This window comes from Corynebacterium kefirresidentii (genome assembly GCF_016599755.1).
Classification (GTDB): domain Bacteria; phylum Actinomycetota; class Actinomycetes; order Mycobacteriales; family Mycobacteriaceae; genus Corynebacterium; species Corynebacterium kefirresidentii.
In genome coordinates, this window is the sequence record NZ_CP067012.1 from 1,512,157 (window position 1) to 1,532,853 (window position 20,697).

The following is a 20,697-nucleotide window of genomic DNA, read 5'->3' on the forward strand; positions in this document are numbered from 1 at the left end:
ACCGTGATTTCCCCATCACAAGCAAATCAGGTCTACTGGGATGGCGACGCCGCTAGCTACCATGCCGAGCACCCCGACTATCTTTCTTCCTTCTATTGGTGCCCAGAGATGCTCCATGAGGACCAAGTGCACCTGCTTGGCGACGTCTCGGATTCTTCCGTCCTCGAAATTGGCTGCGGGTCCGCACCGTGCACCGAGTGGCTCCAAAAGCGTGCCCGCTTTGCCACTGGCTTCGATATCTCTCGCGGCATGCTCAACCACGCTGCTGGTGCACTTCCCTTGACGCAAGCCGATGCGCTGTCGCTACCCTATGCTACAGAGTCCTTCGACGCTGCTTTCTCTGCGTTCGGCGCTTTTCCCTTCCTCGCTAATCTCGACTTAGCGCTACAGGAGGTCTCCCGGGTTCTTAAACCAGGCGGTCGTTTTGTCCTCTCAGTCACCCATCCCATGCGCTGGATCTTCCCCGATGATCCTACCGATTTAACGGCTGATATTAGCTACTTCGACCGCGCCTATCTGGAACAAGACCGCGATGGCAACCTCACGTATGCGGAGTTTCATCGCACCATCGCCGATTGGTTCCAGGCCCTGCAGAGTAAAGGCCCGTTCCTTATCGAGGACATAATTGAACCCGAGTGGCCGCAAGACCTTAGGATCACCTGGGGCCAATGGTCTCCGGAGCGCGGCGAAATCTTTCCCGGCACGATTATTTTCGTCTGCAGCAATTCCCGCTAACCTATGGGCATGGTTTTGGACCGGATTGGCTTATTGATACGACGTGGCATTGCCTGGTGGATTGACAGTTTCCTAGCCGCTGCCATCGTCATGGTGGTGCGGTGGGTAGTAAATGCGGCAGCCGACCATCCGCTTACTGGAGAGACCTTAGAACTCTATAATGCCATTGCCGCCGCCGTGGTCTTTTACGTCTATCGGGTATGGGTGGAAGCCGCGAAATCCACCTCGCTAGGTAAGTGGTCCCTCCAGCTAGAAATCATTGCCACCCACCCAGGATTTTTCACCGCTTGCCTGCGAAACTCCTGGCTATTGCTAACAATGCTGACGCTTTCAGGTTGGTCGGGTGTTATGCCCCTGCTACTGGCAATTTTAAGCATCAGCATGCTCGCTTTTGGCCAAACTCCCTTCGATATGCTGGCCAATTGCCTGGTGGAGCGCCGACCTCAGATAGACACGCCTTCTTTTCGTGGCCAGAGGTAATAAACAAGGGCGAAAATAACCAACGCAGCAAACATCCACTCGGATGGAAAGAGGAACGCAAGCGCCGTGGAAACGACCATCACCCCAGCGGCCGTTAATCTCCTGACCTTAGGGTTTGGCGCCACACGGGCGATGCTCATGGCTGCCACAAAATACGCTACTGCGAAGAGTCCATACCCGATTCCATAGGCCCTATGCTCTTCAAGGAATTGGTCTAGCCCGAGGTCATTGATATCGGCTGCAAGGAAATTCACTTGCATGGCCCACAAACTTTCAAAAAAGCGGAGATTCCATTTATTTATTTTCTCTTCCAGAGTCACTGCGCAGTATTTCCCTTCCTAGTTTCTCCATGTGCACGCATAATTTTTTCCGCACAGAGAAGGCTACCTAAAAACTTATTGCGCAGTTCGCCACAACTTCTGAACTTTGGGCTCGGCGTAGCCGGGGATACCCAGATTCTCGATAGCTTGTTTATTCCACGTCCCACGAACCTGGCCGTCCACCACAATGGCGCGGCGAAATACACCGCGGTTTCCAGGGGCAAGTATCTCGTGAACTTCTGAAGTCATCGCAAATGACCGATCTCGGTATCCCAGGATGTACTCGTCGAAGGCTCCCAATAAGAGCACCGAGCGCTTCTTTCGTGCTTCGGCCATATCAATTACCTCTATCGAGACAAAGTCCGGGGATTCTTCTCCACACCGCACAATGTCCGGCGGGAGGTTTTCAGCCGCTGGTCTAATTAGTTTTTGCGGTAGCTTTGTCCACCAAGCAAAGTCCCCCAACGTGACTTGGCCATGAGTGCGAAAATACCGAGTCATCAACTCTGTGGTAGCGGCGACTTTGTTGCCGTTGTAAATCTCCTCTAACCCCGGCAAATCGACCGGTGTAATCAGCTGATCAGCTCCGGAGTAAACGGCGTGACCGCCTTCCATTGCTACACGCACAACGTGCCAGAAAGGCACACCCGGCAACGCTGTGGCAGCACGTTCTTTCAGCTCGGCACGCGAAAGCGGACGATCAATGAGCTTGTTTACCTTTGCCACTAACTCTGCGTCGCCCTTGCGCCGTTTAGCACAGAGTTCAGTTATCCAGCCTATGTCCTTGACAGAAGCCGCAAAAAGCGTATGACGCATGGGATACCCACGCACAATATTTCCGGCATCTGAGTGGTCTTGCGCCCGCAAGGCCAGCGATCGGCGCACGGAGTGCAGGTCTTGGCCTTGCATAACGCCGAAAGCCCGGATCACTTCCTCCGCACTCTCCCACCGCTGAACGGTTAAGCCTTGCGAGGCAAGCCTAAGGCGCGCCTTTTCTCGGCGAGAGAAAGAAGCTGCGCTAGTGGGCTGCGGCATCCCAATCCTTGCCTGAACCAGCGGAGACCTCCAGCGGCACGTTGAGCTCGATAGCAGAGTCCATCTCCCGCTCGAGAATTTCACGTACCTGGTCAGCCTCGCCAGGAGCGACCTCAACTACCAATTCATCGTGGACCTGTAGCAGCACGCGGGACTTCATGCCCTGCAATGCGCGGTCAACGCGAATCATTGCCACCTTGATAATGTCTGCCGCGGTACCTTGAATCGGTGCATTTAATGCGGCTCGCTCTGCGTTCTCGCGCGCTAGGCGGTTATCGGAGTTGAGCTCGGGCAAGTAGCGGCGGCGGCCGAAGAGGGTGGCTGTATACCCATCCTTACGCGCCTGGACCACAACTTCATCGAGGTATTTCTTTACCCCGCCAAAACGCTCGAAGTAGCTTTCCATGATGGACTTCGCTTCCCCAGCCGGGATGCCCAATTGCTGGGATAGGCCGAAGGCGGACAGGCCATAGACCAAACCATAAGACATTGCCTTAACGCGGCGGCGCAGCTCCGGCGTGACTTGGTCGACGGGGACGTCGAAGACTCGGGAGCCGACGTAGTTATGCAGGTCTTCGCCGTCCTTATAGGCCTCGATAAGCCCGGGATCTGCCGAGAGGTGTGCCATCACACGCATCTCAATCTGCGAATAGTCCGCGGTCATGAGTTCTTCGTAGCCCTCGCCTACGATAAACGCGGAGCGAATCTGTCGCCCAGCTTCGGTGCGCACCGGGATATTCTGCAGATTTGGCTCCGTCGAGGACAAGCGGCCAGTCGACGTCACTGTCTGATTAAACGTGGTGTGGATGCGACCGTCCGGCTGCACGGTCTTGATTAGACCTTCGAGGGTGGTTTTCATCTTTTGGTACTCACGGTGAGCCAAAAGGTGGTCTAAGAATGGGTGGGGATTCTTAACCGCGAGCTGTTCAATCTCCTTAGCCGCGGTAGAATAGCCGGTCTTTGTCTTCTTGGTCTTGGGCAGATCAAAAGTCTCAAAGAGTACGGTTTGTAGCTGCTTGGGTGAGTTGAGGTTGAGCTTATCGTCACCGGCAAGCTCGCGGGCGGCACGCTCTTGTTCGGCGACCTGCTCTACGAAGGCATCCTTTTGTGTTTCGAGAATGTCTACGTCAACAGCAATGCCGGTAGCTTCCATGCGCGCCAAAATGGTCACCAGGGGCAGCTCCAAGTCGGTATAAAGTTCGAAAGAATCAATCTCTTGGAGCTCTGCAGTGAGCCTTTCCGCCAATTCCATAATGGCTGCGGCTTGGTCCACCAAGGTGGAATCATCCAACAGGGAAAGCTGCTCCGTGGCGGCGCCGAGGGTCTTTTGGAGGTGGCGTTGGTAGACGTCGGCAAGCGCGTAAGTGCGTTGACCGGGCCGCAGCAGGTAGGCGGCAATGGCCGTGTCGTGGGCAATGCCGGCTAGCTCAATACCCCGACCGGCAAGCATATGGAAGGCGGCCTTCGCCTCGTGGAAATACTTCGGCGCATCGGAGGCCAGCCACTGCGCTAGGGCCTTATCGTCCGCGGCAGAAAGGTCGCCCAACTCCACTTGCAGCCCGTGGCGTTCCTGGTCTACGAAGGCAATGGCAGAAGCATCGCCCTGTCCTGGGTTTCCCTCGCCTTGGACATAGACCGCAACATGCTCTCGGCCTGGCAGCCACTGGGACAATGGCTCATCGTCGATGACTGTCTCTAACTCTTGGATTTCCTCGGTCTGCTCCGCTGCCTCAGCGCCGTCATTGGGAATGGCGGCCAGTACGCGATCGCGCAGGTTGGTGCCAAACTCGAGGTCATCGAACTTAGCGGCAACGTCCGCAACCTTCGCCTCCTGGAAAGCCAGATCGTCAGGGCCAACCTCTAGGTCCATATCCGTGATCATTTGGGTGAGCTTGCGATTCATCTGCACCTGATCGATGCGCTCGCGGAAATTATTGCCCACCACGCCCTTGATTTCTTCGGCGTGCTCAACCAGTGATGCCAAGTCCCCGTATTTAACAATCCACTTAGTCGCCGTCTTCTCGCCCACCTTGGGAATGCCCGGCAAATTATCGGACGGATCACCGCGCAATGCAGCAAAATCTGGGTACTGCGCAGGTGTGAGACCATACTTCTCTTCCACCGCGGCGGGCGTAAAGCGGTGGAGAGTGGATACGCCCTTCATGGGATAAAGCACCGTCGTGGAATCGTTTACCAATTGCAGGTAATCGCGGTCACCGGTGACGATGAGGGTCTCATAAGCCTGCGCCTCGGTCGCCAGCGTGGCGAGGATGTCGTCGGCCTCGAAGTTCTCGCGGGAGAGGGTGGTAATCCCCAGCACCTCGAGCACCTCGCGGATGATGTCAACTTGGCCCTTAAATTCCTCCGGCGCGGCTTCACGCTGCGCCTTGTAGTCCGGGAACATTTCGGTGCGGAAGGTCTTTCGCCCTACATCGAATGCCACCGCGATGGCATCGGGCTTCTCCTCCGCCACGATATTGGAAAGCATCGATAAAAAGCCATATACGGCATTGGTGTGCTGGCCGCCCGAGGTAGAAAAGTTATCCACCGGCAGGGCGTAGAAGGCACGAAAGGCCATAGAGTGGCCGTCAATGAGCAGAATTCGAGGCTGTTTAGTAGTCACCTGCCCCATCCTAGAGAAGCGAGCCGACATACGAACACCCCGGTGCACATTTATTGGATGACGTGGGCATTCCCCCGCTTCCCCTACCCAATTAGGAATTCCCCTAGTCCCTGCGCTACTATTTTCACAGTCAAAGGCAGCAAGCCTTGGCACTGTGCGCCCCTGTAGCCCAATTGGCAGAGGCAACGGATTCAAAACCCGTCCAGTGTGAGTTCGAGTCTCACCAGGGGCACAGATAGAAAAGACCTCGCATGTACGGTAAATCGGAATGCGGGGTCTTTTTCATGTTCGCCCCTCCTACCGACGTGTAGTTGAACGGGTAGAAGCTTGCCAGGATTTCAAGCTCTGGAAGCATAGATAGGCCGTCAAAAAGCCGCAAATACTAGCCTGTGTGACCCGTATGGCTTCCAAGCTCGCCAGCTCCGCCCTCAACGCGAGATAGCCAAAGCCGCAGGCAGAGGCGATGGAGTACACCCCCATTAACAGAAATCTCTTTCTAGTCGCCTTAGCTAACGTCTTTTTAAGGTGGAAAAAGGATGTAACCCACGAAAGGGCTGCTAGGGAGCGAATAAGTAGAAGTACACCCATTATCCACCGCCTCACGCGTGCATCCTCGATTCCGTCGAATGAACTGCGGTGAATAACGACAAAAGCGTCGACATAATCGTCGAACCGAACTATGCACAGAACTAAGCCAAGTACGGAAAGCATGAGAACGAACGCAACAACCGCCAGGAACATTCCTTCGACCTTATCCCCTAGGTTGTCCCCAGACTTCTGTGTTTGATCACTAGACATTTCCCAAACCTCACATCTCGCCGCCTTGTGCTCGAGGCGCCTTTCAGCCGCCAGCGAAACAATCTAGGACATCGATTCCAAAATTTAAGCACATTTCACGTTACATACCGTAAACTATCATTGACACTCTGACAAGAGTCTCCTATTTTGGGCTGTGTAAATTTGGCATACCTTCCACATTGAGGAGATTTCATGAACCGATTGCGAGTGGAAAGAATTAAAGCGATAGTTTTCACTGCATTGACGCTCATTACATTGTTGGCAATGATGGCCGTGCAATCCCCTTCCCTAGCCTGGATACCCGTCGTGTTGGGTGGAGCCTCCGCTTGGTTTTGGTGGAAGGTGGATTATCTCTCCAAGCAGGGCGAAGATTAAAACCAAAACGCGCTTAGGTTCTCTCCCCTTATGGCGAAGAACCTAAGCGCTTTGGTGCAGCTAAAGCTTTAAAGCCTGATACTGCAAAATCCCTCTACCCAGTGCTTTAGCCCAACTCGGGCAGAGTCGGGAGGTGATACTTACGCAGGAGCGCGTTAATCTGCGGGATGGAAGCCTTCAGTTGCGGCAGTGCTAGTCCAATGAGGCCAGCCACCCCTGCGATACCAAGGATTGCTCCTAAGATGCCAGGCTTCGAACTCGTACTAGAGCTCAACGCGGAGCCATCCGTGGCAGGTTGCGCGGTATCGGCCGGCTTGCCATCGTTGTGTGCACGGGCGGTAAGCCACTGGTCCTTGCCCAGGACGCCCTGAGTCAGGCGGGTCTCGCCGATCCAGCCATACCACGGGTCTTGTGGGCGCTGGTTGTCAAAGCCACCACCCATGACCCACTGCAGGTCGCGCGGGAGGAGTCCCTCGGCGCCTACGGCATTGCGCAGGATGGGCGCGCCGTTGATGAACATTTCGACGCTATCGCGTTCGGGATCATTGACCACGGCGATATGCATCCACTCGTCTTTGGGAACCTCGTGGGACCACACGGTAGAGCCGCTTCCCTGCTTCGGCTCCGCCCACCAGCGCAGCTCGCGGAGGTTAGAGATACCGAACATGACGGTTGGGTCCGTGTCCTCGGAGCCGTCTACCAGTTTATTGATGGCAGAGTCACGGCTGAGCGCACTTCCCCAACCATGCTGTGCGCCGTTGAAATCCTCCGGAATCTTGACAAAGGATTCGAAGGTATATCCCTTGGTGGTATCGACGCTATTGGCAGCCGCGCCCTTATCGGTACGGAACTCGGCATTGCCAACTTTGCCGGCAGGGTCAGACCAGAAGAGGGAGCCGGCATCAGAGGACAACGGGTGATGGTCGGTGCTATAGGTCACCCTGTCTCCGAGCATGGCGCCAGCGCGATGCAGGTTGCTGCCAGAATCGCTGGCAATATCGGGGATGGTGGTGCCACGGCCGGCAGGGGCGCCATCGACAAGCGCATGCCCATCCTTGTCCCGCGCTTCGCCCGGGCGCCAGTGGAATACCGTGTGGTCGTTTGTGGCAAAATCGTCCGCGCCCTTAGGAAGCTCGTCCTCCGCAATGGTGTAGGGCCTATAGCCCTCAGCGGCGATGTCGCGGGCGCGCTGCGCTAAGTCCGGCTGGTGCCCCTCACCCACGGTGAATTCCGGCGCGAAAGAGGAAAAACGCTGTTCAAAATCGAACGGAATGCTATAGCTATCGCCCTTATCATCCAAGGTGAGCTTATCGAACTGCGTGAGCTCCTCATGCGGCTTTTGCGCCACCCACGGCGAAAGCGCGGTCATCTCCAGCTGCTTGCCCGTAAGGTCAAACTCGAGCACGCCTAATAAACCATTGCCGCCCTGGTAGGCCATCTGATAGTCCTGCAAGATGGAAACGACGTCATGTCCGGCATCGTTCTTGTCCACGCGGTATCCGGCACCGTGGTGGTGGCCGCCCATCACGAGAAAGATCTGATCATTGCTCTTGATGAACTTATCCCACAATCCCTTGCCATAGTCATCGGAATAGAAGACGTTTCCTTCACCATCAATATTGAGGGCCTCATGAGTGGTCACAATGACCGGAAGGCCTGGATGCTTATCAATGATGCCTTGTGCCCAGGCAATAGCCTTCTCATCAGCGCGCCAGCCCAGGGCTAGATTGAGATATTTCTGGCCTTCGGCTTCAAAGATATGCGCCTCGGAGTCATTATTGACGGCGGTGTAGCGCTCTTGAAAAGTCTCCGAGTTGGCGGCCTTAGCGCGGTCGGCGCTAAACCACTTGTCATACGGGTGGGCTGCCGCGCCCTCCACGTCCATATCGTGGTTGCCTGGCAGGATCGAATAGTTCAAGTCCGAATCGTCGAGGACCTGCATGGCCTTATCAGCCACCTGCCATTCGCCCTCCACGTTCCACTGGTCTACAACATCACCCAGGTGGGTGACGAAGTCCATGTTCAACTCGTCTTGATGGTCCACTAACCATTGGGTTTGCGCCAAGTAGGGTTCGCTGCCGTAGCGAGCTTGGGCCAGGTTGCCGGTCTCTGGGGTGGAATAGCGCGAATAGAACTGGGTATCCGGCAGTACACCGATGCTAAAACGAGAGCCTTCGCTTGGCGACGCCCCCTCGGGCGCCCCCTCCGCAGCACTTGCTGCCGGCACAAAAATGAGGTTTCCCACCACCGCGGTGACAGTCACCGCGGGCAGGACAAAACGATTCTTCATAGAGAGTCCTTGGTCACTGAAAAGGAATATTTGCACGGGAGAAAGACGGGAATACGCAGGAAATAGTAGGCAGTCAATCTTTCAGTTAGTTGACGCCTACGTAAACACCAGACTGAATAATGGGAAACTTATAGTTTCTTCCATATAAAACAGCCCTGACTGCAGGAGGCCGCGCCTACCATGCCCCAAACTGCATAGTTGCACTTAAGTGTATTATTCTGACAGAATATTCATGAACGAGGATTCGCCTCAATGATTGTTTCACCTCTACGGTTAGAGAAATCACGTCCCTTTCCGTGACGGATAACCAATCGCCTTTCAATGAAAGATATGCATCACTATTAACAGCGGTCCACATGGCCACCACCGGGAAGCACTTTCTCCCCGCCCGCCTAGGCCAGTCGCCCGCCACTCCAGCCCTCTCCCAGGTAGATTTTAAATTTATGCAATACATTTTGAACGCTATCCGCGGTGCCCTCATCGGCATGGCCGAACTTGTGCCCGGAATCTCCGGTGGCACCGTGGCGCTCATCGTGGGTATTTATGAACGCGCAGTCCACAATGCCAATGACCTCATCTCTGGTCGCTTCAAGAGAGTCGAGTGGAGCTTCCTTGTCTCCGTAGCAGTCGGCATGTTTATCGCAGTCTTCGCAATGTCCACCGTGCTATCTAACTTCGTGGAAAATCACGTATCCGCGTCCGGGGCACTATTTTTGGGCATGGTTGCCGTGTCTATTTTCGTACCACTGTCTATGCTGTCCAAGCAGGAGCGGTTGCGCCCTTCTTCCATCATTGCGTTTGTGATCGCCACTATTGCCATCTTCTTTATCACCGGCTTTACTTCCGAGCCGCATGAGAACCCCAGCCTTATCGTGGTTTTCTTTGCCGCCGCCATTGCTGTGTGTGCACTCATCCTGCCGGGCATTTCCGGCTCGCTCATCTTGTTGACCATGGGGCTCTACCAACCCATCATCGGCGCTGTATCGGATCGAGATCTCGGCACCATAGCCGTCTTTGCGCTGGGTGCCTTGTGCGGCCTCGCCGCGTTTATCAAGGTCTTGAACTTCTTACTGGATCATCACCGAGCCCCTACGCTGATGGCCATGGCAGGTTTCATGCTCGGTTCTTTGCGTGCACTGTGGCCGTGGGGTGCTGACCAGGATGCCTCCAGCGGCATTATCATCGGCATGTTCATCCTCGGCGCTCTTATCGTTTCCGCGTTCATTTTCATTGACCTGAAGAAAGCTCGCGCCATAAATGAAAGGACAGCGCAGAAATAATGCCGCGCACGTTGTCTCGCCGCGCTACAATCGCCGCGGTCCTTATCCCAACTTTGGGTTTAAGCGCTTGCGTCACCAACGAGGAAGATTCCACTCCAGAGGGCTGGGAAGAACCCCACACCTCTGTAGTACCGGAGATTGCCGCCATGTATGACGACAATGATGGTGTCCTCACCGCTGGCACTAACCCGCCCTACGCGCCATTTCAGCTTAAGGATTCCCACGGAGCCCTCCAAGGCGTCGAGCTTGACCTAGCTCGCGCTGTAGCAGGTGTCTTGGGCCTCGATTTCCAGCCCTTGGAGCAGGACTTCTCCATGATTCTGCCGGCCGTGCAATCGGGCCAGATCGATATGGGTGTATCCGGTTTTACGGATAACCCAGACCGTCGGAATGAATTCGACTTTGTAGACCACCTCTACGCCGGTATCCAGTGGGCCGAGCGCGTGGACGGACCTAGGAAGGTCGACCCCGATAACCCCTGCGGATTGACAGTCGCAGTGCAGCGCACAACGGTCTCCGAAACCGATGATGTTCGCCCTAAGCAAGAAGCTTGTAATGGCGATCTCACCGTCTTGTCTTATGACACCGGGGATAACGCCGCACTGGCCGTCCTGATGGGGCGCGCGGATGCCCTGTCTGCGGACTCCCCGGTCACAGCGTGGGCGGTCAATCGCTCTGAGGGAAAAATGCAGCAGGTAGGCGATATGTTCCAAGCCTCGCCGTATGGCTTCGCAGTTCCTAAAGATTCCGATTTGGGCAAGGCATCGGCCGCAGCGCTGCAGCACCTCATCGAAACCGGCGAGTATGCAGAAATTTTGTCCCGCTGGGGCATCGAGGATGGATTAATAGACCAGGCAATGATTAATGAAAGGCCGATCAATGGTTAATGAGAATGCGGCGACGCCGGCTACGGCCAAGCCTAAAGAAGAACCCGCGCAGATCGAGGCCCGCCCGCTGCGCCATCCATGGCGCTGGGTCTTCGCTGGTCTACTCATCGTGCTGGGAGTGTGGTTCATCATTGCCTCCGCCCGCAACGAGGCTTTTGGCTGGGGAACCTATTTCCAGTACCTCTTTGATAAGCGCATCGCGCTCGCTTCCCTGCACACCATCGCCATCACTATTTTGTCGATGATCATCGGCGTTATCGGTGGTGCCGTGCTTGCGGTCATGCGCATGTCACCTAACCCGGTGCTGCGCGCCGTGTCCTGGATTTTCCTCTGGGTATTCCGTGGCACGCCGATTTATGTCCAGCTGGTGTTTTGGGGTCTGCTCTCTGCCATCTACCAGTCCATCAACCTAGGCTTTACCGAGGTGTCTTTGCAGACCATCCTCACCAACGCCTTCTTCCTTGCGGTGATGGGCCTAGGACTTAATGAAGCGGCCTATATGGCTGAGATTGTGCGCTCGGGCATCACTTCCGTTCCAGAGGGCCAAAAGGAGGCCTCCAAGGCACTCGGCATGTCGTGGTGGATGACCATGCGCCGCACCGTCCTTCCGCAGGCCATGCGCATTATCATTCCGCCTACGGGCAATGAGTTTATTTCCTTGCTCAAGACCTCTTCCCTCGTGGTGGCCATTCCTTATACAGAGGAAATCTTCGGCCGTACCACGGATATTTCCGCCGCCCTTTTCCAGCCCATCCCGCTACTATTGGTCGCGGCTTCTTGGTACCTCGTGGTTACTTCCCTACTTATGGTGGGTCAGTACTTCTTGGAGCGCCGCTTTGAGCGCGGTGCAACCCGCGAACTCACCGGCCGCCAGCTTGCTGCTCTTGCAGATGCTGAAGGAACCATTCCCCGCAACGTATCCGTGATTTCGGAGGCTCAAAAATAATGGCTACTCCCATGATTTCTGCCCAGAACGTCCACAAGTCCTTCGGGCAGCTTGAGGTCCTCAAAGGCATTAACCTCGAGGTCCAAGCCGGCGAGGTGGCCTGCCTATTAGGACCTTCGGGGTCCGGCAAGTCTACCTTCCTGCGCTGCGTTAACCACTTGGATAAAGCAACGGCCGGGCGCTTGTACGTCGACGGCGAGCTGATTGGCTACCGCGAGAAAAACGGGACCCTCTATGAGATCAGCGAAAAGGAAGCCGCCGAGCAGCGCTCCGATATCGGCATGGTCTTTCAATCCTTCAATCTCTTCCCCCACCGGACGGTGATTGAGAACATCATTGAGGCACCGGTGCAGGTGAAGAAGATCCCAGAGGAAACTGCCCGCGCCCGCGCGATGGAGTTGCTCGAGGATGTTGGCTTAGCCTCCAAGGCCAATAATTACCCCGTACAGCTCTCCGGCGGCCAGCAGCAGCGCGTTGCCATCGCTCGTGCGGTAGCCATGGATCCTAAGCTCATGCTTTTCGACGAACCCACGTCAGCCCTTGACCCAGAGCTTGTCGGCGAAGTACTACGCGTAATGAAGGATCTCGCGGCCGAGGGCATGACCATGCTCGTAGTCACCCATGAGATGGGTTTTGCCCGCGAGGTGGCAGATAAAGTCTTCTTCATGGACGGCGGCGTGGTCATCGAGTCTGGTAGCCCCGCTGAAGTGCTGGATAATCCGCAACAGCCACGTACCAAGGACTTTTTGGCCAATCTACTCTAAGCCCATAGCACATGATTGACTGTGCAAAGGCCCGTCAGCTTCTGTCTCTGCAGAGGCGACGGGCCTTGTTCATGGTGGAGGTGTTTAACCGAGGCTCACCAGGCCGCGAACCAATGCGCTCGCTGCGCCCAGTCCGGCAACACTAAGCGAGAGCACGCGGGCTTTCTCCCGGGGCACACGCTGCGCGATGCGGGTGCCGGCCCAAATCCCGACGAACATTCCCATAACCCCGGCGGGCCACATTACCCAGGGCAAACCATCAAAGTGTGCCGCCCCCGTAAGCGTCTTTGTCATGACAGAAAAGAATCCGCCTACGACAAAAATGGGTTGCAGCGTAGCTGCGTACACTTGCTGAGGCCACTTTGCCGCTTGCGCGTAGACGGTAATAACTGGGCCTGCCACACCGGCCAAGGTATTGGTAAAGCCGCCGAGGATGCCCGCGGAAATAGCTGGGCCTTTGCCTTCCATTGCCGGGACAAACTTCTTGCCAAAGGTCACTACCGTCAGCGCGGCCAAAAGCGCAAGGCCCACAACGACCATAAGACCTGCTGTATCCATGCGCCTAATGAGCAGCGCCGCGGCTAAGGAACCAATCACCATGACCGGGGCTATGAGTCCAAATTTCTTCCAGCTGACATTCTCGCGCACGGAATAAGTGGTCAGCACCGCATTAATGCAGGCTAAAACGTTGATGACCAAGATTCCTTCTACCGGGCCCATAATCAGCATGAGAATAGGACCGCCGATGAGACCGAGGCCCATTCCAGATACTCGCTGGAGGGTCGAGCCTACGACCACAACGAGAAAAATGACCAGTGCTAGGCTCACTTTCGGTATTTCTCCTTTACCGCACGGCCTACGGCTTCAGGAAACATGCCGGTCACGTCCCCGCCAAACTTCGCCACCTGCTTACACAGTGAGGAACTGATATAGCCGTATTTTTCGTCCGTGAGCAAAAAGACGGTATCAATGCCGGAAAGGCGCCGATTCATCTGCGCCATAGGCAGCTCATATTCATAATCTAGGGAGCTGCGCAGCCCTTTCACCAAAACATCCACCCCATGCTCAGTGGTGTAGTCCACCAAAAGCCCAGAGCAGTAGTCCACCTTGATGGAAGAATCCACGCTCTGGCGAATTAGTTCCATACGCTCATCCACGCTAAAGAGCCCGGAGGGTTTGTCAGGATTACCGGTTACCAATACGGTGACCTCATCAAACATTTGCTTAGCGCGGTTAATGATGTCGACGTGACCTAAGGTCACGGGGTCGAATGATCCTGGGCACACGGCCTTAGTCATGCTTTTGTCGCTTCCTTTTCTTCAGGGGTTTAGTCTTCGGTTTCCTCGCTGCCAGGGCGGGTATAGACCGCCATATCCATGCGCGCGATGCCAAAGGTACGCTTCTTCAGTTTCTGACCAGTGGGCTCAAAACCTGCAGGCCACGCAGTTGCTGCGGAATCAACGTGGCGCTCAATGACTACCATGGCGTTATCACTTAACACCGGTTCAATGGCGGCGATGAGTTCATCTACCTCATCAAAAGCATAGGGCGGGTCCGCCAACACCAGATCGAAGTGCCGCCGCGGGGCACTTGCCAGGTAGGTGCCTACCTTCATCTCTTGCACGCGCACGCCGGGGTGCTTGACGACGCCCATGTTATGCCGAATGATCTTCACCGCATCCGCCGAAGATTCCACTAGTACAATTTCTTCTGCTCCACGGCTAGCTGCCTCAAGGCCGAGTGCACCGGAACCAGCAAATAGGTCGAGAACCGAAGAACCGGCAAAGCCCCACCGTGCCGCGAGGGATGAAAAAAGCCCTTCACGGGCACGGTCTGCAGTAGGCCGGGTTCCTTCGGCAGGCACCTTAATGGTGCGGCCGCGGGCCTCGCCGGCAATAATGCGCGTCATTTATATTTCTCCAATCTCCATCAAAAGGTCTCCGGCTACCACGTCCCTCAAGCCAGCGACTACAATGCGGTATGCCTTGCTTAGTCTTGGGCTCGCTACGGAAGCGACTAGTTCCGTGGCGTCGACGATCGCGGGCGCGACGCCGATATCAACGGTGCCTCCCCCATTCACCTGGCAGCGGAAGATGCCTGCAAAGGGGACAAGGACGTTCATGCTTCTAGGTTAACCTGTCTTAGTTCTTCTCCAAGTATTCCTGTTCGCTTTCACTCAAGTTGCGCGTGAGTTCCTCGGCCAACTCGGGATTGCGCATCACCATTGCGCGGGCATCCGTATGGGTGCGTTCCACAATGTCTTGGTCATCCGCCAGATTTAATAGCCGCAGCGTACGGTGTGTTCCGGACTGCATGGTGCCCAAAATGTCTCCCTCTTGGCGCTGACGCAAGTCGAGCTCGGCCAGCTCAAATCCGGACGAGGTTTGGGCAATCTGATTGATGCGGCGGAAGGACGGAGTGTTATCGCCTGCCATAGTGTGCAGAAGACAAATAGAGGCATTGCCGCCTCGTCCCACACGCCCACGCAGCTGATGCAACTGGGAGACGCCGAAATGCTCGGCCTCACGGATGAGCATCACCGTAGCATTGGGAACATCCACACCCACCTCGATGACCGTGGTAGAGACCAAGACATCGATCTCTCCCCTAGCAAATGACGTCATAACCTCGTCTTTATTGGGCATCTTTCCATGCAAGATTGCTATGCGCAGCCCTTTAAACGGCCCGTTTTCTAGCTGCTCCGCAAGCTCTAGCACTCCGCCTTTTCCTTCAATGCGCGGGCAGACGATATAGGCTTGGTGGCCGTGGGCCACTTCCTCGCGAATCCGCTCAAGGGCGCGCAATACCCAGGTAGGGCGCCACTCAGCTACCACCGCTGACTGAATAGGTTTGCGGCCACCAGGCAGCTCAGTAAGGGTCGATACGGCAAGGTCGCCGAAGACGGTCATCGCGATGGTGCGAGGAATCGGCGTAGCCGTCATCACCAGTACGTGAGGACTTAGCCCCTCGTTAGCCTTCAGTCTCAGGCTATCGCGCTGCTCTACGCCGAACCGGTGCTGCTCATCTACTACCACTAGTCCAAGGTTGAAGAACTCCACTGTGTCTTGGATGATGGCATGGGTTCCAATAATGATGTCCGCATCTCCGGAAACGATATCCAGCAATGCCTGCCGTTTATCCGCAGTGCGCATCGAGCCGGTGAAAAGTACCACCGTGACGCCTTCAGGAACTGCGGTTCCGATGGAGGCAGCGTGCTGGGAAGCCAGCACCTCAGTAGGCGCTAGCAACGCCGCTTGAGTTCCTGCGTCAACAGCCTGCAGCATAGCGCAGGTAGCCACCATGGTTTTGCCCGAGCCAACCTCGCCTTGCAGCAAACGCATCATGGGCAATGGGCGGGCTAGGTCATCTTCAATCTCACTGATAACACGCCGCTGCCCTTGGGTGAGCTCGAAAGGCAAATGGCTTAGCAGTTCTTCGCGGAAGCCGCCTAAGGTTGCCGGCATGGTCGGAGCGGTTCGAGCTTCCGCATCGCGCTGGCGCAATGCCATCACCAAGCCAATTGACAAAGCCTCGTTATATTTAAGCCTTTGGATAGCACGATAAGGCCCTGCCTTACCAGGCTCGTGAATTTCCCGCACCGCTTTATCCAGGCTGATTATCATTTGATAATCCAGTGGCTCTTCGATGGGCGGGGTCTTTGATAGGACGTAGTGAATAGCCCCCATGATGTACCAGGAGGTCACCTTGGACGTGGCTGGGTACACCGGGATCCATTCTCGTTCCAAAAGGAGCTGGTCGAGCCTCCCAAACTGTGAGAGGTTCCGCAATGAGCCGGTGGCCTTGGGCCGATTCTTCTTTCCAGATTCGGCCGCCGGCTGGCGGTAGCCATCCACTTCACCATCGGGACGGCCGAACGCATCGATTTCCACAAAGTCTGGCTGTTGCAGCTGCGGTTGGTTGCGGAAGAATTTGAGCTTGCCGCTCATCATGACGCGCTGTCCGCGATGCAGCATGCGCATGACGTAATTGGCATTGAAAAAAGTCGCCATAATGCTGTCATCGAGCTGCACATTGATGATGGTGGTCTTGCCCCTGTCATGCCGGTTGAAGCCGGTAATAGTCCCGGTAACGGTGACGATATCGCCCTCCGCAGCGTCTCCTAGGCCAACGTCCTTGTTGTGGCGAATATAGTCTCGCGGATAGTGAGCCAAAAGCTCACCGCAGGTCTCATACCCCAACGCCTTGGTAATCTTCGCGGCGTCTTTCGCCGCAAGAACCTCCGTCAACGGTCGGTTGTCCTGCCAGCCGAGCATTGCTACTCCACTCCGATTTCGGTTGCAATATCCGGAACGTTAAGCGCCACCACATCCACATGTAGCTGTTGGCCCAAATCCTCCTCATCTACGTCAAGGGCACTTAAGATGGTGACCTGCTCCCCGCCTTCTGCCAAGAGATCGCGACAGGTGGCGCTGATTGACGCAAGGGTTTCCTGGCTGGGATGAGCTACGCGCATGGAATTGGCTGCATCGCGCATAGCAGCGACCACAGCACCCGTATCTGGGTTATTAGGTTCATTGACAGAGATAGCGGCCAAGGCAGCAACTAGCGACTGTGCAGGCACTACTCGCCCGGCACCAGTCTGCGAACTCAGCCCCGTAACTAGGACAATGTCCTCATCTTCGGCCGCAATGGGTTTCTCCGGTGGCACAACGGTAACGCCCGCAGATTCCAAAAGATCGGTAATAGGCCCGGCCGGCGCGGCTGCGTATACTCGGCGAGCAACTGATTCTTCGGCGGCGGGTTCGGTGGGAGCCGGCAGCACCTCAAGGTGCAAGTTGGTCACCTTTCCTTTAGCAAAGGCGGTTTCAATGACGGCGCCCGCCTGCGGAGAGTGGATATGCACATTAGCGCTGTCCTCGGTAGCGCGAGCGATGACCAAGCTATCTCCCATCGGTGCAATTGCCGCCTGCAGCGCGTCGATATCTCCTTCATAGAAAAAGACCACTTCCAGCACGGTGACCTCCTCTGGGGCGGGTAGACCTGCATGCCCAGTAGAGCCCTCAATCTCCGCGAGAAGGGACTCTAAGAGAATCACGAGGCCGGCTCCGCCAGCATCCACTACTCCAGCCTCCTGCAGGGCTGGCAATTGCGATGGGGTGCGCTCTAGGGCAGTCCGAGCGGCCGAGATTGCGCCGCTGACGATGCCGTGCAAGGTCGCGCCAGGACGCGCCGCGGAGTCGTCGGCGGCTTCCGCTGCTGCACGCAAAACCGTAATAACCGTGCCTTCCACTGGCTCGGCGATGGCTCGGTCCACCAACTCCACGGCCTGCTGCAAAGAACGGGCAAAAACGGAGCCGTCAATAACTGAGTCCACCGTGGACTCCGCTACGCCGCGCAGAACCTGAGACAACACCATGCCCGAATTTCCGCGTGCCCCACGCACCGCCCCACGCGCGAGGGAATCAGCTACATCGCCACCTTTGTCGAGCTCCGCAACCGCTGCTTCCATGGTGTGCGCCATATTTGAACCAGTATCCGAATCCGGTACCGGAAAGACATTCAGTGCGTTAATTTCCTCGCGGCGATGGGCTAATTCCCCCACGGCGCGGGTAGCCCAATTGCGCAGGCCGCAGGAATCCAGCGTGCTGGGATATGACATGCGCAATAGTTTACAAGCGCCAGTCTATTTCCTGCGCGCCTTGGTCCCGCAAAAGGGCGTTTGCCCGGGAAAAGGGCCTAGAACCGAAAAAGCCACGGCTGGCAGAAAGCGGTGAGGGGTGTGGAGACTTGATACACGGGACGTCGGAAAGAAAGCGCTCACACGCTTGCGCATCGCGGCCCCAGAGGATCGCCACCATGGGGCTGCGGTTGAGCGCGCGGATGGCAGCCTCGGTGATTTCTTCCCATCCGATGCGACGGTGCGAGCCTGCTTGGCCTGGGGCTACGGTCAGCACCCTGTTAAGTAGCAATACGCCTTGGTCAGCCCAAGCACTCAAATCGCCGTCCTCTCGGCCGTTGATCCCCACATCATCGTGAAGTTCACGGTAAATATTGACCAAAGAACGCGGGGGCTTCACGCCGGGGCGAGTAGAAAAGGCCATGCCCATGGCATGCCCTGGGGTGGGATACGGGTCTTGGCCCACGATGAGCACACGGACCTCATCTAGTGGCATGCGCAGCGCGCGACAAACATCCTCAGCTGGGGGCAGATATTCCTGGCCCTCAAGGGCGTGAGAAATCCGTGGCCATTGCTCTTCTATTACCGGCGCCAGCACCGGCTCCCATGAAGGGTGATAGGTGGGGTGCATATTTAAAAGCTTCGCCAGCCTTTCTGATAGCTCGGTGTCTTTCCTCCCACCGTAACCCCGCAGCCCCGAGTTACGGTGCCAATTTTCCGGAATCCGGAGGGGGTGTCTTTCGCGGTCGTGCCTATTAAGGTGTGGTCTTCACCGCCGCTTAGTACCCATTCCCACGGGTCACAGTCCACAAGGTCTGCGGCCTGGCACAGCAAATCTTCCGGCTGCAAAGCCTGCGGATCCAAATCCATATGCACGCAAGAGTGTTCAGACATCGTGGTGCAGTCTTGGATCAAGCCGTCGGAGTTATCCGTCATGGCGGTAACCCCAGCGGCGCGGGCAATGACACCGCGACCGGGATTGAGCCAGGGTGCGCAATGGGCGTCAATAAGCGGCTGGAGGTGCTCGTACCCAGCGGGGAGTTGTCGGCCGAAGCGCTCTAACAAGGCCAGGCCGGCGGCCGAGTGGCCGATCTTGCCGTGCGCTACCACGTGCTGGCCTGCCCGCGCACCGTCCAAGGTCAGGGCAGGAAGGCTGCCGCCGAGGAAACCCACGGCCGAAATGTTGATGACCAAAAGATCAGACTTCGTGAGGTCACCGCCCACCAACTCGGCATTATAGAAAGAGCTATGCTCCGCAATGCCCTCAGCGATGCCCCGCACGAAGGACACTGGGGTATCACCTGGCGCGGCGATGGCTAAAAGGGCAGCAACGGGTCGCGCCCCCATGGCTTCAACATCGGCGAAGTTGCGCAAGATGGCTTTCTTACCAATCTCGCGCGGGGTAGACCACTCGCGCAGGAAATGACGCCCCTCCACCATCAAATCCGTGGCTGCCACGGTGCGGGAATTCGGTGGTGCGCTAGGCAATACCGCCGCGTCATCTCCGTTGAGCCTGCTCGAGGCCACAGAGGTAATTTCCCGAATGGCGTTGCGTTCTCCCACCTCTGCGAGAGTCTGAGTTAAGTTCACCAGCGTCCTTTCGATACTATGAGCCCTTATGACATCCCAATTTAACCGCACCGCGATCTTCATTTCACTTGGGTTGTCCATAGTGATGGTTCTGGCGGTCATCTTCGGCGCAAAGTACGTATTCAATAACATCGCCAAAGCACCCGTGGCGGTCTCCCCCGTGGAATCCAAGGAAGCAGATTCACAAGCCTGCCATAGCTTTATCAATTCCCTGCCGGATAAGGTCATGGATAAGCCGCGCGCAGACATTGCCGAGCCTGTGCCCTCCGGTGTCGCTGCATGGGCAGCTAACTCTGAGGATAAGGTCACCGTGCGCTGCGGCGTGGACATGCCTTTCCAGTACACCGAGTATGCCCAGACCCAAGACCTAGAGGGAGAAAAGTGGTACAAGGTGCGCGATGCCACGCCGGGATCCAACCTAACCACCTGGTATGCGGCGCAGCGCTTCCCTATCGTCGCCGTTACTGCCCCCACCGACGCCGAGCCGGGCGAGCTTAACGACGCCCTCTCAGCACTCAAAGAAAAGCCTGCCCCCGCTCATAAGGCCCCGCTCAAGGAGCTCAAGGCGGGCGATGAGCAAAGGTGCGCCGATATCGCAAAGGCCCTGCCTGATTCGGTGGCCGAGGGCTACCACCGCCGCGAGGTTGCGGAGAAGAATACCTTTGTGTGGAGCGCCGATGGCCGCGAAGACATCGTGGCCCGTTGCGGTGTGGCCAAGCCCGAAAACTATCGTGCTGGGGTCAAGCTGCAGCAAGTCAACGAGATTCCGTGGTTCGAGGACACCACCTTGGCCCACGGCACCACAGCCGGCACGTGGTTCGCCCTCGGCCGCGAAAACTACCTAGCCCTGCACGCCCCACAGGATGCCGCGCAAGCGGCACTGGTGGAGATTGGCGATGTACTCGCCAAGCACACCGCTGAAAAGTAGAAAGTACT

The 20,697-nt window shown here is 56.5% G+C and carries 20 protein-coding genes and 1 tRNA gene; 9 read left to right on the forward strand and 12 right to left on the reverse strand.

The genetic code is table 11. The features are described 5' to 3' along the window. Positions 1 to 3: 3 nt before the first annotated feature. The gene (locus tag I6I12_RS07280) at positions 4 to 735 is read left to right on the forward strand and encodes a class I SAM-dependent methyltransferase (RefSeq protein ID WP_200287583.1); all 732 of its coding nucleotides are present in this window, start codon (positions 4 to 6) and stop codon (positions 733 to 735) included. Between the two features lie 9 nt (positions 736 to 744). Continuing rightward, complete coding sequence (locus I6I12_RS07285) at positions 745 to 1,215, forward strand: RDD family protein (RefSeq protein ID WP_200287585.1); 471 nt, start codon at positions 745 to 747, stop codon at positions 1,213 to 1,215. On the opposite strand, the gene I6I12_RS07290 is transcribed toward I6I12_RS07285, so the two are convergent. The 3 genes from I6I12_RS07290 to polA all read right to left on the reverse strand — a co-directional run bounded on the left by I6I12_RS07290 (position 1,179) and on the right by polA (position 5,202). Next, positions 1,179 to 1,535 carry a hypothetical protein gene (locus tag I6I12_RS07290; protein WP_200287587.1) on the reverse strand — a complete coding sequence of 119 codons (357 nt, stop codon included), beginning with the start codon at positions 1,533 to 1,535 and terminating at the stop codon, positions 1,179 to 1,181. The genes I6I12_RS07285 and I6I12_RS07290 overlap by 37 nt on opposite strands. Positions 1,536 to 1,610: 75 nt before the next feature. Then, entirely contained in the window at positions 1,611 to 2,570 is a 960-nt protein-coding gene (locus I6I12_RS07295) for a DNA glycosylase AlkZ-like family protein (RefSeq protein WP_200287589.1), read from the reverse strand. Next, a complete protein-coding gene (gene polA, locus I6I12_RS07300; protein ID WP_200289043.1) occupies positions 2,554 to 5,202 on the reverse strand; it encodes a DNA polymerase I in 2,649 nt (882 codons plus the stop codon). Before polA ends, I6I12_RS07295 begins: the two co-directional genes overlap by 17 nt. Before the next feature lie 149 nt (positions 5,203 to 5,351). Between polA and I6I12_RS07305 the strand changes: the two genes are divergently transcribed. Together I6I12_RS07305 and I6I12_RS07310 are read left to right on the forward strand one after the other, a co-directional pair. After that, positions 5,352 to 5,425: transfer RNA gene (locus I6I12_RS07305), tRNA-Leu, on the forward strand. Between the two features lie 758 nt (positions 5,426 to 6,183). Then, positions 6,184 to 6,366, forward strand: coding sequence for a hypothetical protein (locus tag I6I12_RS07310; protein ID WP_200287590.1), 183 nt, complete (start codon positions 6,184 to 6,186; stop codon positions 6,364 to 6,366). Positions 6,367 to 6,472: 106 nt separating this feature from the next. Here the strand turns inward: I6I12_RS07310 and I6I12_RS07315 are convergent, their stop codons facing one another. Further along, positions 6,473 to 8,656: a LamG-like jellyroll fold domain-containing protein gene (locus I6I12_RS07315; protein WP_200287592.1), complete on the reverse strand. Its 2,184-nt coding sequence runs from the start codon at positions 8,654 to 8,656 to the stop codon at positions 6,473 to 6,475. A gap of 443 nt (positions 8,657 to 9,099) precedes the next feature. Here I6I12_RS07315 and I6I12_RS07320 point away from each other — a divergent pair, with 443 nt between their 5' ends. From I6I12_RS07320 to I6I12_RS07335, 4 genes are read left to right on the forward strand one after another with little or no spacing between them, the layout of a single operon-like run. Next, positions 9,100 to 9,936: a DUF368 domain-containing protein gene (locus I6I12_RS07320; RefSeq protein WP_200287594.1), complete on the forward strand. Its 837-nt coding sequence runs from the start codon at positions 9,100 to 9,102 to the stop codon at positions 9,934 to 9,936. Further along, positions 9,936 to 10,823: an ABC transporter substrate-binding protein gene (locus tag I6I12_RS07325; RefSeq protein WP_200287596.1), complete on the forward strand. Its 888-nt coding sequence runs from the start codon at positions 9,936 to 9,938 to the stop codon at positions 10,821 to 10,823. Before I6I12_RS07320 ends, I6I12_RS07325 begins: the two co-directional genes overlap by 1 nt. Further along, on the forward strand, positions 10,816 to 11,769 hold the full coding sequence (locus I6I12_RS07330; RefSeq protein ID WP_023021665.1) for an amino acid ABC transporter permease: 954 nt from the start codon (positions 10,816 to 10,818) through the stop codon (positions 11,767 to 11,769). Before I6I12_RS07325 ends, I6I12_RS07330 begins: the two co-directional genes overlap by 8 nt. Further along, positions 11,769 to 12,533, forward strand: a complete 765-nt coding sequence (locus tag I6I12_RS07335) for an amino acid ABC transporter ATP-binding protein (protein ID WP_023021666.1) — start codon at positions 11,769 to 11,771, stop codon at positions 12,531 to 12,533. The genes I6I12_RS07330 and I6I12_RS07335 overlap by 1 nt, the downstream gene beginning before the upstream one ends. A gap of 84 nt (positions 12,534 to 12,617) precedes the next feature. Here the strand turns inward: I6I12_RS07335 and I6I12_RS07340 are convergent, their stop codons facing one another. From I6I12_RS07340 to I6I12_RS07375, 8 genes are read right to left on the reverse strand one after another with little or no spacing between them, the layout of a single operon-like run. Further along, positions 12,618 to 13,361, reverse strand: a complete 744-nt coding sequence (locus I6I12_RS07340; RefSeq protein ID WP_023021667.1) for a sulfite exporter TauE/SafE family protein — start codon at positions 13,359 to 13,361, stop codon at positions 12,618 to 12,620. Beyond that, positions 13,358 to 13,831: a pantetheine-phosphate adenylyltransferase gene (gene coaD / locus I6I12_RS07345; RefSeq protein ID WP_023021668.1), complete on the reverse strand. Its 474-nt coding sequence runs from the start codon at positions 13,829 to 13,831 to the stop codon at positions 13,358 to 13,360. Before coaD ends, I6I12_RS07340 begins: the two co-directional genes overlap by 4 nt. Before the next feature lie 29 nt (positions 13,832 to 13,860). Beyond that, positions 13,861 to 14,442, reverse strand: a complete 582-nt coding sequence (rsmD, locus tag I6I12_RS07350) for a 16S rRNA (guanine(966)-N(2))-methyltransferase RsmD (protein ID WP_200287598.1) — start codon at positions 14,440 to 14,442, stop codon at positions 13,861 to 13,863. Then, entirely contained in the window at positions 14,443 to 14,655 is a 213-nt protein-coding gene (locus I6I12_RS07355) for an acetyl-CoA carboxylase biotin carboxyl carrier protein subunit (protein ID WP_200287600.1), read from the reverse strand. It lies immediately after the preceding gene. A gap of 19 nt (positions 14,656 to 14,674) precedes the next feature. Beyond that, positions 14,675 to 16,807 (reverse strand): ATP-dependent DNA helicase RecG, encoded by a 2,133-nt coding sequence (locus I6I12_RS07360; protein WP_200287602.1) that lies wholly within the window; start codon positions 16,805 to 16,807, stop codon positions 14,675 to 14,677. A gap of 2 nt (positions 16,808 to 16,809) precedes the next feature. Next, positions 16,810 to 18,153, reverse strand: a complete 1,344-nt coding sequence (locus I6I12_RS07365; RefSeq protein ID WP_200287604.1) for a DAK2 domain-containing protein — start codon at positions 18,151 to 18,153, stop codon at positions 16,810 to 16,812. A 10-nt stretch (positions 18,154 to 18,163) separates the two neighbouring features. Then, complete coding sequence (locus I6I12_RS07370; RefSeq protein WP_200287605.1) at positions 18,164 to 18,802, reverse strand: uracil-DNA glycosylase; 639 nt, start codon at positions 18,800 to 18,802, stop codon at positions 18,164 to 18,166. 2 nt (positions 18,803 to 18,804) lie between these two features. Continuing rightward, positions 18,805 to 19,842 (reverse strand): thiamine-phosphate kinase, encoded by a 1,038-nt coding sequence (locus tag I6I12_RS07375; RefSeq protein WP_200287607.1) that lies wholly within the window; start codon positions 19,840 to 19,842, stop codon positions 18,805 to 18,807. Here I6I12_RS07375 and I6I12_RS07380 point away from each other — a divergent pair. Next, on the forward strand, positions 19,790 to 20,689 hold the full coding sequence (locus tag I6I12_RS07380; protein ID WP_234288098.1) for a DUF3515 domain-containing protein: 900 nt from the start codon (positions 19,790 to 19,792) through the stop codon (positions 20,687 to 20,689). The genes I6I12_RS07375 and I6I12_RS07380 overlap by 53 nt on opposite strands. Positions 20,690 to 20,697: the final 8 nt, after the last annotated feature.